This is a genomic window from Escherichia sp. 93.0816 (assembly GCF_013368855.2).
Taxonomy (GTDB): Bacteria; Pseudomonadota; Gammaproteobacteria; order Enterobacterales; family Enterobacteriaceae; genus Escherichia; species Escherichia ruysiae.
The window spans coordinates 133,712-147,971 of record NZ_JABWNC020000007.1 but is presented as its reverse complement, the minus strand read 5'-3'; the positions used below and the strand labels follow the sequence as shown (position 1 = coordinate 147,971).

Genomic DNA, 14,260 nt, shown 5'->3' with positions numbered 1-14,260 from the left:
GAATTGCATGTTATTTACATTTACGTAACTTAATAAATAATCATTCTCAAATCAAATTAAAAGTCAATAGGTTGAAATAACTCTAGGAATTTGCTGATATTCCGCCCTCAGAGGGTTTGCTATGATCACCGGTCACTGGGATGCGCTTAATGATGCTCAAGTTCAACTCCACGCTTGCCGATAGCCAACCGCAGAATCCTATATTGTGTCCAGGATGCGACTAATCACACCTGACAAATTAAGTAAGATGGGGAAAGCATGAGCACCATTGTGATTTTTTTAGCTGCTTTGCTGGCCTGCTCACTACTTGCGGGATGGCTGATAAAGGTGCGCTCCAGGCGGCGTCAACTGCCCTGGACTAACGCCTTCGCTGATGCGCAAACGCGCAAACTCATGCCTGAAGAACGTAGCGCCGTTGAAAATTATCTCGACAGCCTGACGCAGGTTTTGCAGGTTCCTGGCCCGACGGGTGCCAGCGCAGCCCCCGTTTCACTGACGCTGAACGCTGAAAGCAACAACGTCATGATGCTGACACACGCCATCACGCGTTACGGCATTTCGACCGACGATCCTAACAAATGGCGTTATTATCTCGATTCGGTGGAAGTCCACCTGCCCCCGTTCTGGGAGCAGTACATCAACGATGAAAATAGCGTTGAACTGATCCATACCGATTCGCTGCCGCTGGTTATTTCTCTCAACGGTCATACGCTGCAAGAGTACATGCAGGAAACTCGCGGCTATGCGTTACAGCCTGTCCCGTCAACGCAGGCGTCGATTCGCGGTGAAGAAAGCGAACAAATCGAACTGCTCAATATTCGCAAAGAAACGCACGAAGAGTATGCGCTTAGTCGCCCGCGTGGGCTACGCGAAGCGTTGCTGATTGTCGCCTCTTTCCTGATGTTCTTTTTCTGCCTGATTACCCCGGATGTATTTGTCCCGTGGCTGGCTGGCGGTGCGTTACTGCTGCTGGGAGCTGGTCTGTGGGGGCTATTTGCGCCACCGGCAAAATCATCCCTGCGGGAGATCCACTGTCTGCGTGGTACGCCGCGTCGTTGGGGATTGTTTGGCGAAAACGATCAGGAACAGATCAACAATATTTCGCTCGGTATTATCGACCTGGTCTATCCCGCGCACTGGCAACCTTATATTGCCCAGGATCTGGGGCAGCAAACGGATATCGATATCTATCTTGATCGGCACGTGGTACGTCAGGGACGCTATCTTTCACTGCATGACGAAGTTAAAAACTTCCCGCTGCAACACTGGCTACGCAGTACGATTATCGCAGTGGGTTCGCTGCTGGTGCTGTTTATGCTGCTGTTCTGGGTTCCACTAGATATGCCGCTGAAATTCACCCTCTCGTGGATGAAAGGTGCGCAGACCATTGAGGCCACCAGCGTTAAACAACTGGCAGATGCCGGAGTACGTGTAGGCGATACCTTACGTCTTAGCGGTACAGGAATGTGTAATATCCGCACTTCAGGCACCTGGAGCGCGAAAACCAATTCACCGTTTTTACCATTTGACTGCTCGCAGATCATCTGGAATGACGCCCGTTCATTGCCATTACCAGAATCTGAGCTGGTCAACAAGGCCACGGCACTGACCGAGGCAGTAAACCGCCAGTTGCACCCGAAACCGGATGATGAATCTCGCGTCAGCGCCACATTGCGTTCAGCAATTCAGAAATCCGGCATGGTACTGCTCGATGACTTTGGCGACATCGTGCTGAAAACCGCCGATCTCTGTGCCGCCAAAGATGATTGTGTTCGGTTGAAAAATGCGCTGGTGAATCTCGGCAACAGTAAGGACTGGGACGCACTGGTAAAACGCGCTAACGCTGGAAAACTCGACGGCGTGAATGTATTACTCCGCCCGGTGAGCGCAGAATCACTCGATAACCTGGTGGAAACCTCCACAGCACCATTCATTACTCATGAAACGGCGCGAGCGGCGCAATCACTGAATAGCCCGGCACCGGGAGGATTCCTGATTGTCAGCGACGAAGGCAGCGATTTTGTTGATCAGCCCTGGCCTTCGGCATCACTTTACGACTACCCGCCGCAAGAACAGTGGAACGCTTTCCAGAAACTGGCGCAAATGCTGATGCATACGCCGTTTAACGCCGAAGGCATCGTCACCAATATTTTTACCGATGCCAACGGTACGCAGCATATCGGCTTGCACCCCATCCCGGATCGCTCCGGCCTGTGGCGCTATCTGGGCACGACATTGCTGTTGCTGACGATGCTGGGCAGTGCCATCTATAATGGCGTACAGGCCTGGCGTCGTTATCACCGTCATCGTACTCGCATGATGGAAATTCAGGCCTATTATGAAAGCTGCCTGAATCCACAACTGATCACCCCTTCAGAAAGCCTTATCGAATAACACGTTTGCGCGGCAGGTTATGCTACCCTGTCGCGCAAATTGCTTCACTCTGGAGATTTCCCTCATGCATATCAACATTGCCTGGCAGGACGTAGATACCGTTCTGCTGGATATGGACGGCACGTTGCTCGACCTCGCCTTCGATAACTATTTCTGGCAAAAGCTGGTGCCTGAAACCTGGGGCGCGAAAAACGGGGTCACGCCACAGGAAGCGATGGAATATATGCGCCAGCAATATCACGACGTGCAGCATACGCTAAACTGGTACTGTCTTGATTACTGGAGTGAGCAACTGGGTCTGGATATCTGTGCGATGACCACCGAGATGGGACCGCGCGCCGTACTGCGTGAAGATACCATTCCGTTTCTTGAGGCACTTAAAGCCAGCGGTAAGCAGCGAATTTTGCTCACCAACGCGCATCCGCACAACCTGGCGGTAAAACTTGAGCATACCGGTCTCGACGCGCACCTTGATTTATTACTTTCCACCCACACATTTGGTTATCCGAAAGAGGATCAGCGGTTATGGCATGCGGTGGCCGAAGCTACGGGTCTGAAAGCTGAAAGAACGCTGTTTATCGATGACAGCGAAGCGATTCTCGATGCTGCCGCGCAATTTGGTATTCGTTACTGCCTCGGCGTCACTAATCCCGACTCAGGGATTGCTGAAAAACAGTATCAGCGCCATCCGTCACTGAATGACTACCGCCGCCTGATCCCCTCGCTAATGTGAAGGAGACGCCATGAAAGAAAAACCTGCTGTTGAGGTTCGACTGGATAAATGGCTATGGGCCGCCCGTTTTTACAAAACCCGCGCGCTGGCTCGTGAAATGATCGAAGGCGGTAAGGTGCATTACAACGGGCAGCGCAGTAAGCCGAGTAAAGTCGTCGAACTGAATGCCACGCTCACTCTGCGCCAGGGAAATGACGAGCGAACGGTAATCGTGAAGGCGATTACTGAACAGCGTCGCCCCGCCAGCGAGGCAGCCTTGCTGTATGAAGAGACTGCACAAAGTGTAGAGAAACGCGAAAAAATGGCGCTGGCACGTAAACTTAATGCCTTAACCATGCCGCACCCGGACCGACGCCCGGACAAAAAAGAGCGCCGCGACCTGTTACGATTTAAACACGGCGACAGTGAATAACTGTCACCTGCAAGAGAGATGATTATGCCGCAACATGACCAATTACATCGCTATCTGTTTGAAAACTTTGCCGTGCGCGGCGAACTGGTAACCGTTTCGGAAACCCTGCAACAGATCCTTGAGAATCACGATTATCCGCAGCCCGTTAAAAACGTGCTGGCAGAACTGCTGGTTGCGACCAGCCTGTTAACCGCTACGCTGAAGTTTGATGGTGATATCACCGTGCAGCTGCAAGGCGACGGCCCGATGAATCTGGCGGTTATTAACGGTAACAACAACCAGCAGATGCGTGGCGTGGCGCGCGTACAGGGCGAAATCCCGGAAAATGCTGACCTGAAAACGCTGGTTGGCAATGGTTACGTGGTGATCACAATTACCCCAAGCGAAGGCGAACGCTATCAGGGCGTGGTTGGTCTGGAAGGTGATACCCTGGCGGCCTGCCTGGAAGATTACTTTATGCGTTCTGAACAGCTGCCGACGCGCCTGTTTATTCGCACCGGCGACGTAGACGGCAAACCGGCTGCGGGCGGTATGTTGTTGCAGGTAATGCCTGCGCAAAATGCCCAGCAGGACGACTTCGACCATCTGGCGACGCTAACCGAAACCATCAAAACCGAAGAGTTGCTGACCTTACCGGCAAACGAAGTGTTGTGGCGTTTGTACCACGAAGAAGAGGTGACGGTTTACGATCCGCAGGATGTTGAGTTCAAATGCACCTGCTCGCGTGAACGTTGCGCCGACGCGCTGAAAACGCTGCCGGATGAAGAAGTGGATAGCATCCTGGCGGAAGATGGCGAAATTGACATGCATTGTGATTACTGCGGTAACCACTATCTGTTCAATGCGATGGATATTGCCGAGATCCGCAACAATGCATCGCCGGCAGATCCGCAGGTTCATTAATTAGTTTTTCCGGCAGAGATAACTCTGCCGGATTTCATGACGCAATTGCCTGATGCGCTGCGCTTACCAGGCCTATGAAATAAATCGCAAATTATTGTTGGTCAGATACAGCATCGTATCCGATAAAAGCGTTGTCACTTACTTAAGTTTATTTCCAGCGTTTCACCATCTACCGTCAGATCGCGCCACGCTTTCGGCCTCGTCCCCAGTTTTCCATCCTTCGCAGCTATGAGTAATTTTTCTTTCGTTATTTTGCGCGGAAGTAAACTCATATCAAGCGCGTCCCATTCTTTTCTGGCTGAGTCAAAGCCATAGACAATGACTCTGTCATCATTAAAAACAAACAGGATCCGCTCCGCCTGACCATCACTATTCAGATCTTGCTCGACCAGTACGCAGGCGTCTTTTTCAATACAGGTCATCACGTTATAGCGTTCTTTGATTAAGGCCGACCAGAATGTCGCATCCGGTTTACCTGAACCTGGGGCAATTACCACATTATCGGCTAATGCTTTTTCCGATACCTGCTGCTGAAGATGTTGCTTCCCATCAAACGCCATCAGCAGATCCCGTGCGCGTTTCGGGTCTTTCATATACTCGGCATCGCTTTTCAGCGACTCAAGCGCCGCACGGCCATAGCGACCGCTCTGTTCGAGCATGTAGATACTTACCTGGTCTGGCGTGTTTTTGCTGCTCTGATAACGCGCCATATGACTGTTCACGCTAATACGCATACTGTCCAGCACCGGCGAATTAAGAAGCACCAGTATCGCCAGCACCAATAACGAAACCGTAAGGTTCACTTTGCTCTGAAAAACAAGGGGATTTTGCCCTTTACGCCAGACAATACTGACAAAATATCCCAGCGACCAAACCAGTAACACCACCACAACCAACACGCCATGCAAGCGTTCGGTAGTCCAGCCGTACTGAGCGACCCGCAGCCATAACGCCCAGGCGGCGACTAACACATACAATGGGGCGACCAGCAGAGCGGTTTTAATCAGGCAACGCAACGGACCAGTCCAGGGAAGTGACGCTTTTTGCGGATCGCGGACAATGGTCATTAAGAGCAATTGCAAAAAGGCCAGCGTCAAAAGCAACCCGGCAGCAGAGATGTGGCGAGAAATCGCGCTCAGACCCGTAAACGGCAGGGTGATAATAAACATCAGGGTTAGCAATGATACTAACGGCAGCAACCCCGTGGCGATTAACGTGAACAACTTTTGAATGGAGTCGATTAAACGAGACTGTGTCCGCGCAAGGATCACCGCCAGTGCGGTAACCAGACCTGACGTAAGATAAATAAACCAGTCGGTTGTAAAAAAGAGCGTTTTAAAAAACGTGATACCAACGAGTTTAAACAACTCACTCCACAGTAAAAGCACCAGCCACGTCAGGCCATTGGCGATAAAAATCACCAATAATATAAGTACGTTATGCCATAGCGACTGGTAAAAATAGCTATAGCGGGTACTGTCATTACGCTCACGCAGACTCTGTTGTATCCACGGCAGCAACATCATTCCCATCAGCAGCAGATAACACCCAAAATCCCAAAGCGCCTTTTCCGCTCTCCAGGGACTCATGCCATCAATTTGCCACTTCAGCCAGCCGCTCATCCCGAGAGTGGCAATCAACACTATCGCCAGCCATCCCCAAAGTCGCTTCTGTTTGAAGGACACTACAGAAAATAACAAAACGGATGAAAGCGCCACGGTCGCAGGCACGCCATAAACTATCCAACTGTTATTTTTACCGGCGAGCCAGGAGATCAGCAGGTAGCAAACTAATCCCTGGAGTAATCCGGTAACAACCATTCCCCTGCGTGTCGCGGGTGAAATCTCAACGTTTTCCATGTTGGTTATCCAGAATCAAAAGGAGAGGTAATTATCGCATCCAGGCCGGACTAATTTGTTTTTCTCAGAAAGTAATCAAAAAAAGTTAGCGTGGTGAATCGATACTTTACTCGTTGAATTTGCATCAATTTCACTCAGGAATGCGATTACACTCGCAACATTCTCGCCATATAAACCAAGTTTTAACCTTTTAAGAACATTTTCCACACCTAAAATGCTATTTCTGCGATAATACCAACCGTTTCGTGACAGGAATCACGGAGTTTTGTCAAATATGAATTTCTCCAGATACGTAAATCTATGAGCCTTGTCGCGGTTAACACCCCCAAAAAGACTTTACTATTCAGGCAATACATATTGGCTAAGGAGCAGTGAAATGCGCGTTAACAATGGTTTGACCCCGCAAGAACTCGAGGCTTATGGTATCAGTGACGTACATGATATCGTTTACAACCCAAGCTACGACCTGCTGTATCAGGAAGAGCTCGATCCGAGCCTGACCGGTTATGAGCGCGGGGTGTTAACTAATCTGGGCGCCGTTGCCGTCGATACCGGAATCTTCACCGGTCGTTCACCAAAAGATAAGTATATCGTCCGTGACGATACCACTCGCGATACCTTCTGGTGGGCAGACAAAGGCAAAGGTAAGAACGACAACAAACCTCTCTCCCCTGAAACCTGGCAGCATCTGAAAGGCCTGGTGACCAAACAGCTTTCCGGCAAACGTCTGTTTGTTGTAGATGCTTTCTGCGGCGCTAACCCGGATACTCGTCTTTCCGTCCGTTTTATCACCGAAGTGGCCTGGCAGGCGCATTTCGTCAAAAACATGTTTATTCGCCCAAGCGATGAAGAGCTGGCAGGTTTCAAACCTGATTTTATCGTCATGAACGGCGCGAAGTGCACTAACCCGCAGTGGAAAGAGCAAGGCCTGAACTCTGAAAACTTCGTCGCGTTTAACCTGACTGAGCGTATGCAGTTAATTGGCGGCACCTGGTACGGCGGCGAAATGAAGAAAGGGATGTTCTCGATGATGAACTACCTGCTGCCGCTGAAAGGCATTGCCTCCATGCACTGCTCCGCCAACGTTGGCGAGAAAGGCGACGTTGCAGTGTTCTTCGGCCTTTCTGGCACGGGTAAAACCACCCTTTCCACCGACCCGAAACGCCGTCTGATTGGCGATGACGAACACGGCTGGGACGATGACGGCGTGTTTAACTTCGAAGGCGGCTGCTACGCGAAAACCATCAAGCTGTCGAAAGAAGCGGAACCCGAAATCTACAACGCTATCCGTCGCGATGCGCTGCTGGAAAACGTCACCGTGCGTGAAGATGGCACTATCGACTTTGACGATGGTTCAAAAACCGAGAACACCCGCGTTTCTTATCCTATCTATCACATCGAAAACATCGTTAAGCCGGTCTCCAAAGCAGGCCACGCAACTAAAGTTATCTTCCTGACCGCAGATGCTTTCGGCGTATTGCCGCCGGTTTCTCGTCTGACTGCCGATCAAACTCAGTACCACTTCCTCTCTGGCTTCACCGCCAAACTGGCCGGTACTGAACGCGGCATCACCGAACCGACGCCAACCTTCTCCGCCTGCTTCGGCGCGGCGTTCCTGTCGCTGCACCCGACTCAGTACGCAGAAGTGCTGGTGAAACGTATGCAGGCGGCGGGCGCGCAGGCGTATCTGGTTAACACCGGCTGGAACGGCACTGGCAAACGTATCTCGATTAAAGATACCCGCGCCATTATCGACGCTATTCTGAATGGTTCGCTGGATAACGCAGAAACCTTCACTCTGCCGATGTTTAACCTGGCGATCCCGACAGAACTGCCTGGCGTTGACACGAAGATCCTCGATCCGCGTAACACTTACGCCTCTCCGGAACAATGGCAGGAAAAAGCTGAAACGCTGGCGAAACTGTTTATCGACAACTTCGATAAATACACCGACACCCCAGCGGGTGCCGCGCTGGTAGCTGCTGGTCCGAAGCTGTAATGGTTTGAAGCTGGAGAATATCTATCCAGTATCTTATAGAAAGCAAAACGGGAGGCACCTTCGCCTCCCGTTTTATTTACCCTTCTTTTGTCGCACCCTGCGCCCGCGTTACCGGCAATGGCAGCCAGGCGCGAATGGAAAGCCCGCCCCGCTCGCTGGTGCCAAGTTCCAGCATCCCGTTATGGTTATCGATAATCCGCTGCACAATCGCCAGCCCTAAGCCAGTGCCACTGATAGTACGCGCACTGTCACCACGGACAAACGGCTGGAACAGGTGCTTACGCTGCTCCGGTTCAATACCTGGGCCGTCATCTTCCACCTGGAACCAGGCACGATTCGGCTCCGTGCCGCTGCTGACTTTAATCCAGCCATTGCCGTAGCGGGCAGCGTTGACCACCATATTCGCCACCGCGCGTTTAATTGACAGCGGGTGCATTTTCACTTCAATGCTGCCCGGCTCAAGCGCGGTATCAATTTCCCGCTCATAGCCACTTTCGGCGGCAATCACCTCACCAAGCACAGCGTTAAGATCCGCCAGTTCCATCGGCATTTCCTGCCCGGTGCGCAGGTAGTCGATAAATTGCTCAATGATGGCGTTGCACTCTTCGATATCTTTATTGATCGATTCTGCCAGATAGCTATCCTGCTCGCTCATCATCTCGGTCGCCAGGCGAATACGCGTCAGCGGCGTGCGCAGGTCATGGCTTACCCCCGCCATCAGCAGCGTGCGGTCATCCGCCAGTTGCTTAACACCAGCCGCCATATGGTTAAAGGCGCGGGTAACCGAACGCACCTCCGAAGCGCCATATTCACGCAGCGGCGGCGGAATAATCCCTTTACCGACCTGCAAAGCAGCATGTTCGAGATCGACCAACGGTCGGTTCTGAATACGAATAAACAGCCACGCACCGCCTATCGCTAACAGCATTATCGCCAGCGTATAGCGGAACAGCGGGGAAAAATCGCCCTGATGAATTTCGGTTAGCGGCACACGCACCCAAATATTGGGCGACAGCCAGGTTTTCAGCCAGACGACAGGCGAGCTTTTGTTGACCTCGACGCGAACTTCCGTCGGGCCGCCAAGCTGCTGCGCCATCTGATGGCTTAAGAATTCATAGTGTTGCGCCCAACGCAGCCCGGCCTCTTCGGCGGCTTCATTGGAGTAGAGAGAGATCCCCAGCTCACGGTAGATCTCCCGACGAAAAGCGGGAGGCACAACTAACTGCGTACCGTCCTCCAGTTGCAGTTTGTCAGTCATCAACATACGCACTTCGTACGCGAGGACTTTATTAAACTGCTGGAGACTCGGCAAAATCGCGAAGTTCAGCACCACCAGATAAGTGGTCACCAGGCTGACGAACAGCAAGGTGACGATGAGCAATAACGTGCGGGCAAATGAACTTCGTGGCGAGAAGCGCAATCGCCTCATGCTTTAGAACCGTCCGGCACGAAAACGTAGCCCAGACCCCAGACGGTCTGAATGTAACGCGGATGCGCCGGATCTTCTTCCACCATGCGGCGCAGACGTGAGATCTGCACGTCGATGGAGCGTTCCATTGCGGAATATTCACGACCACGGGCAAGGTTCATTAGCTTATCGCGAGAGAGCGGCTCACGCGGATGGCTGACCAGCGCCTTCAGTACCGCAAATTCACCGCTGGTGAGCGGCATCGGCTCATCTTCACGGAACATTTCGCGCGTACCGAGGTTAAGTTTGAACTTACCAAAAGCAATTACTGCTTCTTCCTGTGACGGCGCGCCCGGTAGTTCGTTCGCCTGACGGCGCAACACTGCACGAATACGAGCCAGCAATTCACGCGGGTTAAACGGTTTTGGAATGTAATCGTCAGCGCCAATCTCCAGGCCCACGATACGGTCCACTTCTTCCCCTTTCGCCGTCACCATAATGATCGGCATCGGGTTACTCTGGCTACGAAGACGTCGGCAAATCGACAAGCCATCTTCACCAGGTAACATCAAATCCAGTACCATAAGATGGAAAGATTCACGAGTCAGCAGGCGATCCATCTGTTCTGCATTAGCGACGCTTCGAACCTGGAAGCCTTGTTCGGTGAGATAACGCTCCAGCAGCGCGCGCAGGCGCATGTCGTCATCGACCACCAGAATCTTGTAGTTCTCTTGCATTCTTTGTACTCCCAAAGGTTCGCAACAATTTGTAAGCGTGTATTCTTAAAAAAGCTTACGTTCGTCACCAGCAAAATCTGGTATGAATTTCAGCCTAAATTGTTACAAAGCATATTAAACAGCAGCTTAAGTATACAATTTATTCGGCGAAACATTATTGATTCTGTTGATATGATCACGTTATACCCAATGTGCGCATTATCAAACAGACAAAGGGAATCAACGAGATGAAAACGCCCCTGGTTACCCGGGAAGGGTATGAAAAACTCAAACAAGAGCTAAATTATCTCTGGCGTGAAGAACGCCCGGAGGTCACAAAAAAGGTGACCTGGGCCGCAAGTCTGGGCGACCGCAGTGAAAATGCTGACTATCAGTATAATAAAAAGCGCCTGCGTGAAATCGACCGTCGCGTGCGCTATCTCACTAAATGCATGGAAAATCTCAAAATCGTCGATTATTCCCCGCAGCAAGAAGGCAAGGTCTTCTTTGGCGCATGGGTAGAGATTGAAAACGACGATGGCGTGACTCACCGTTTTCGAATTGTCGGCTATGATGAAATTTTTGGTCGTAAAGATTACATCTCTATCGATTCCCCGATGGCTCGCGCATTGCTGAAAAAAGAAGTCGGCGATCTGGCAGTAGTGAATACGCCTGCCGGGGAAGCGAGCTGGTATGTTAATGCCATCGAGTACGTAAAACCGTAAGGAAGAGTCTTAACCTCCAGCCTTTGGCTGGCATTTTTGCCAGCCAGTCCGTATAACTATCCCCTGATTTTTGATCCGAAAAGATGAACTCAAACCATGATGAATGATTCGTTCTGCCGCATTATTGCGGGTGAAATTCAGGCGCGCCCGGAACAGGTTGAAGCCGCCGTTCGCCTGCTTGACGAAGGGAATACCGTGCCGTTTATCGCACGTTATCGTAAGGAAATCACCGGCGGTCTGGATGACACGCAGTTGCGTAATCTGGAAACGCGTCTGAGCTACCTGCGTGAACTGGAAGAGAGACGTCAGGCGATCCTCAAGTCTATTTCTGAGCAAGGTAAACTCACCGATGAGCTGGCGAATGCCATCAACGCCACCTTAAGCAAAACCGAACTCGAAGACCTCTATCTGCCCTACAAACCTAAACGTCGTACCCGTGGGCAAATCGCTATTGAAGCAGGTCTTGAGCCGTTGGCCGACCTGCTGTGGAACGATCCATCACATACGCCGGAAGGCGCCGCCGCACAATATGTTGATGCCGATAAAGGCGTGGCAGATACCAAAGCCGCGCTGGACGGCGCGCGCTATATCCTGATGGAACGTTTTGCCGAAGATGCCGCCCTGTTGGCGAAAGTGCGTGATTATCTGTGGAAGAACGCGCATCTGGTTTCTACGGTGGTGAGCGGTAAAGAAGAGGAAGGGGCAAAATTCCGCGACTATTTCGATCATCATGAACCGCTCTCAACGGTGCCTTCTCACCGCGCACTGGCGATGTTCCGTGGTCGTAACGAAGGCATACTCCAGCTTTCGCTGAATGCCGATCCACAGTTCGATGAGCCGCCGAAAGAGAGTTATTGCGAACAAATCATTATGGATCACCTCAATCTGCGCCTGAACAATGCACCGGCGGATAGCTGGCGTAAAGGCGTGGTGAGCTGGACGTGGCGCATCAAGGTACTGATGCACCTGGAAACCGAACTGATGGGCACCGTGCGCGAACGTGCGGAAGATGAAGCGATTAACGTCTTTGCCCGTAACCTGCACGATCTGTTGATGGCAGCCCCAGCCGGACTGCGTGCGACGATGGGACTCGATCCGGGTCTGCGCACCGGGGTAAAAGTCGCAGTGGTCGATGCAACCGGCAAGCTGGTGGCGACCGACACCATTTATCCGCACACCGGACAAGCCGCAAAAGCGGCGATGACCGTTGCCGCTTTGTGTGAAAAACATAACGTTGAGCTGGTGGCAATTGGTAACGGCACGGCTTCCCGCGAAACCGAGCGTTTCTATCTCGACGTGCAGAAGCAGTTCCCGCAAGTGACTGCGCAGAAAGTGATCGTCAGCGAAGCAGGCGCATCCGTTTACTCCGCTTCCGAACTGGCAGCGCAGGAATTCCCGGATCTGGATGTTTCTCTGCGTGGCGCAGTGTCTATCGCTCGTCGTTTGCAGGATCCGCTGGCAGAGCTGGTGAAAATCGATCCGAAATCTATCGGCGTGGGTCAGTATCAGCATGATGTCAGCCAGACGCAGCTGGCTCGCAAACTGGACGCAGTGGTGGAAGACTGCGTTAACGCCGTTGGCGTTGATCTCAACACCGCTTCCGTTCCGCTGTTAACCCGCGTGGCAGGTCTGACGCGCATGATGGCGCAAAACATTGTTGCCTGGCGTGACGAGAACGGTCAGTTCCAGAACCGTCAGCAACTGTTAAAAGTGAGCCGCCTGGGGCCAAAAGCCTTCGAGCAGTGCGCGGGCTTCCTGCGTATTAACCACGGAGATAACCCGCTTGACGCTTCTACCGTTCACCCGGAAGCCTATCCGGTGGTTGAACGTATTCTGGCGGCAACACAGCAGGCGCTGAAAGATCTGATGGGTAACAGCAGCGAACTGCGTAACCTGAAAGCCTCTGACTTTACCGATGAGAAATTCGGTGTGCCGACGGTAACCGATATCATCAAAGAGCTGGAAAAACCGGGTCGTGACCCACGCCCGGAATTTAAAACCGCTCAGTTTGCCGATGGCGTCGAGACGATGAACGACCTGCAACCGGGAATGATCCTTGAAGGCGCAGTCACCAACGTCACCAACTTTGGTGCGTTTGTCGATATCGGCGTGCATCAGGACGGCCTGGTTCACATCTCATCATTGTCGAACAAGTTTGTGGAAGATCCGCACACCGTGGTGAAAGCGGGTGACATTGTGAAGGTGAAAGTGCTGGAAGTAGATCTTCAGCGTAAACGTATCGCCCTGACCATGCGTCTGGATGAGCAGCCAGGTGAAACCAACGCCCGTCGCAGCGGCGGTAACGATCGCCCGCAAAACAACCGCCCGGCAGCCAAACCGCGCGGTCGTGAAGCGCAGCCTGCCGGTAATAGCGCGATGATGGATGCGCTGGCGGCGGCAATGGGCAAAAAACGTTAAACGTCCTGGTTGGCCTACGGTTCGAATTTGCACGAAATCGTAGGCCAGATAAGGCGTTCACGCTGCATCTGGCAACTCACAACGAGCGCCTTGCCTGACATAAAAATGCCGGAAATTATCTCCGGCATTTTTATTCCACAGCTAAATCCACAATATATTTTTGCCAATATTTATCACTGCATTAACAATTAAAACCTTAATTAAACATTAACCAGCCCTAATAATTCGCCATTCGGATTATATTTTTGCTGCGATATAACCTTGAGCCACATCAACATTGAGTCAGATTATTATCTAAACCAACATTCGCACACATTTTAAGTATTGCTGATAGAAACCATTCTCATTATCATTGTGTTGTTGATTATTTAATCTCTCCTTCGTTGGCAAATCATCTGGTCTCATGTCGCTGTCAAACGCCCCATGAGGTAGTTATCCAGTTAATGAGAAACAAGTAGGCCCTTATGCAATACACTCCAGATACTGCGTGGAAAATCACTGGCTTTTCCCGTGAAATCAGCCCGGCATATCGCCAAAAACTGCTTTCTCTTGGCATGTTACCTGGCTCCTCTTTTAATGTGGTGCGCGTCGCTCCACTCGGCGATCCCATTCATATCGAAACCCGTCGTGTAAGCCTGGTATTACGCAAAAAAGATCTGGCCTTATTAGAAGTGGAAGCGGTTTCCTGTTAAT

11 protein-coding genes are annotated in these 14,260 nt (G+C 51.6%); 8 read left to right on the top strand and 3 right to left on the bottom strand.

Going from position 1 to position 14,260, the window contains the following annotated elements:
* The first annotated feature begins 258 nt into the window (after positions 1-258).
* From igaA to hslO, 4 genes are all read left to right on the top strand, one after another.
* The gene (gene igaA / locus HEM79_RS10550) at positions 259-2,394 is read left to right on the top strand and encodes an intracellular growth attenuator protein IgaA (protein ID WP_016159536.1); all 2,136 of its coding nucleotides are present in this window, start codon (positions 259-261) and stop codon (positions 2,392-2,394) included.
* A 64-nt stretch (positions 2,395-2,458) separates the two neighbouring features.
* Positions 2,459-3,127, top strand: coding sequence for a GMP/IMP nucleotidase (yrfG, locus tag HEM79_RS10545; RefSeq protein WP_001295168.1), 669 nt, complete (start codon positions 2,459-2,461; stop codon positions 3,125-3,127).
* Between the two features lie 10 nt (positions 3,128-3,137).
* Positions 3,138-3,539, top strand: a complete 402-nt coding sequence (gene hslR, locus HEM79_RS10540; protein WP_000660491.1) for a ribosome-associated heat shock protein Hsp15 — start codon at positions 3,138-3,140, stop codon at positions 3,537-3,539.
* A 24-nt stretch (positions 3,540-3,563) separates the two neighbouring features.
* On the top strand, positions 3,564-4,442 hold the full coding sequence (gene hslO / locus HEM79_RS10535) for an Hsp33 family molecular chaperone HslO (RefSeq protein WP_001135574.1): 879 nt from the start codon (positions 3,564-3,566) through the stop codon (positions 4,440-4,442).
* A 134-nt stretch (positions 4,443-4,576) separates the two neighbouring features.
* On the opposite strand, the gene HEM79_RS10530 is transcribed toward hslO, so the two are convergent.
* On the bottom strand, positions 4,577-6,301 hold the full coding sequence (locus HEM79_RS10530; protein ID WP_176241389.1) for a DUF4153 domain-containing protein: 1,725 nt from the start codon (positions 6,299-6,301) through the stop codon (positions 4,577-4,579).
* 376 nt (positions 6,302-6,677) lie between these two features.
* On the opposite strand from HEM79_RS10530, the gene pckA reads away from it, so the two are divergent.
* Positions 6,678-8,300 (top strand): phosphoenolpyruvate carboxykinase (ATP), encoded by a 1,623-nt coding sequence (gene pckA / locus HEM79_RS10525; protein WP_001309803.1) that lies wholly within the window; start codon positions 6,678-6,680, stop codon positions 8,298-8,300.
* 76 nt (positions 8,301-8,376) lie between these two features.
* On the opposite strand, the gene envZ is transcribed toward pckA, so the two are convergent.
* Positions 8,377-9,729, bottom strand: coding sequence for a two-component system sensor histidine kinase EnvZ (gene envZ / locus HEM79_RS10520; protein ID WP_001253710.1), 1,353 nt, complete (start codon positions 9,727-9,729; stop codon positions 8,377-8,379).
* Positions 9,726-10,445, bottom strand: coding sequence for an osmolarity response regulator transcription factor OmpR (gene ompR / locus HEM79_RS10515; protein WP_001157751.1), 720 nt, complete (start codon positions 10,443-10,445; stop codon positions 9,726-9,728). Before ompR ends, envZ begins: the two co-directional genes overlap by 4 nt.
* A 227-nt stretch (positions 10,446-10,672) precedes the next feature.
* Here ompR and greB point away from each other — a divergent pair, with 227 nt between their 5' ends.
* The 3 genes from greB to feoA all read left to right on the top strand — a co-directional run bounded on the left by greB (position 10,673) and on the right by feoA (position 14,259).
* The gene (greB, locus tag HEM79_RS10510) at positions 10,673-11,149 is read left to right on the top strand and encodes a transcription elongation factor GreB (protein WP_000856744.1); all 477 of its coding nucleotides are present in this window, start codon (positions 10,673-10,675) and stop codon (positions 11,147-11,149) included.
* A gap of 96 nt (positions 11,150-11,245) precedes the next feature.
* Positions 11,246-13,567, top strand: a complete 2,322-nt coding sequence (locus tag HEM79_RS10505; protein ID WP_176241388.1) for a Tex family protein — start codon at positions 11,246-11,248, stop codon at positions 13,565-13,567.
* A 464-nt stretch (positions 13,568-14,031) separates the two neighbouring features.
* Complete coding sequence (feoA, locus tag HEM79_RS10500; RefSeq protein ID WP_001200455.1) at positions 14,032-14,259, top strand: ferrous iron transporter A; 228 nt, start codon at positions 14,032-14,034, stop codon at positions 14,257-14,259.
* Position 14,260 lies beyond the last annotated feature (1 nt).

Excerpts from the sequence above, each read along its gene's own strand:
- igaA (WP_016159536.1), top strand. The coding sequence starts at position 259 with ATGAGCACCATTGTGATTTTTTTAGCTGCTTTGCTGGCCTGCTCACTA.
- yrfG (WP_001295168.1), top strand. The coding sequence starts at position 2,459 with ATGCATATCAACATTGCCTGGCAGGACGTAGATACCGTTCTGCTGGAT.
- hslR (WP_000660491.1), top strand. The coding sequence starts at position 3,138 with ATGAAAGAAAAACCTGCTGTTGAGGTTCGACTGGATAAATGGCTATGG.
- ompR (WP_001157751.1), bottom strand. The coding sequence starts at position 10,445 with ATGCAAGAGAACTACAAGATTCTGGTGGTCGATGACGACATGCGCCTG.
- greB (WP_000856744.1), top strand. The coding sequence starts at position 10,673 with ATGAAAACGCCCCTGGTTACCCGGGAAGGGTATGAAAAACTCAAACAA.
- envZ (WP_001253710.1), bottom strand. The coding sequence starts at position 9,729 with ATGAGGCGATTGCGCTTCTCGCCACGAAGTTCATTTGCCCGCACGTTA.
- HEM79_RS10505 (WP_176241388.1), top strand. The coding sequence starts at position 11,246 with ATGATGAATGATTCGTTCTGCCGCATTATTGCGGGTGAAATTCAGGCG.
- HEM79_RS10530 (WP_176241389.1), bottom strand. The coding sequence starts at position 6,301 with ATGGAAAACGTTGAGATTTCACCCGCGACACGCAGGGGAATGGTTGTT.
- feoA (WP_001200455.1), top strand. The coding sequence starts at position 14,032 with ATGCAATACACTCCAGATACTGCGTGGAAAATCACTGGCTTTTCCCGT.
- pckA (WP_001309803.1), top strand. The coding sequence starts at position 6,678 with ATGCGCGTTAACAATGGTTTGACCCCGCAAGAACTCGAGGCTTATGGT.
- hslO (WP_001135574.1), top strand. The coding sequence starts at position 3,564 with ATGCCGCAACATGACCAATTACATCGCTATCTGTTTGAAAACTTTGCC.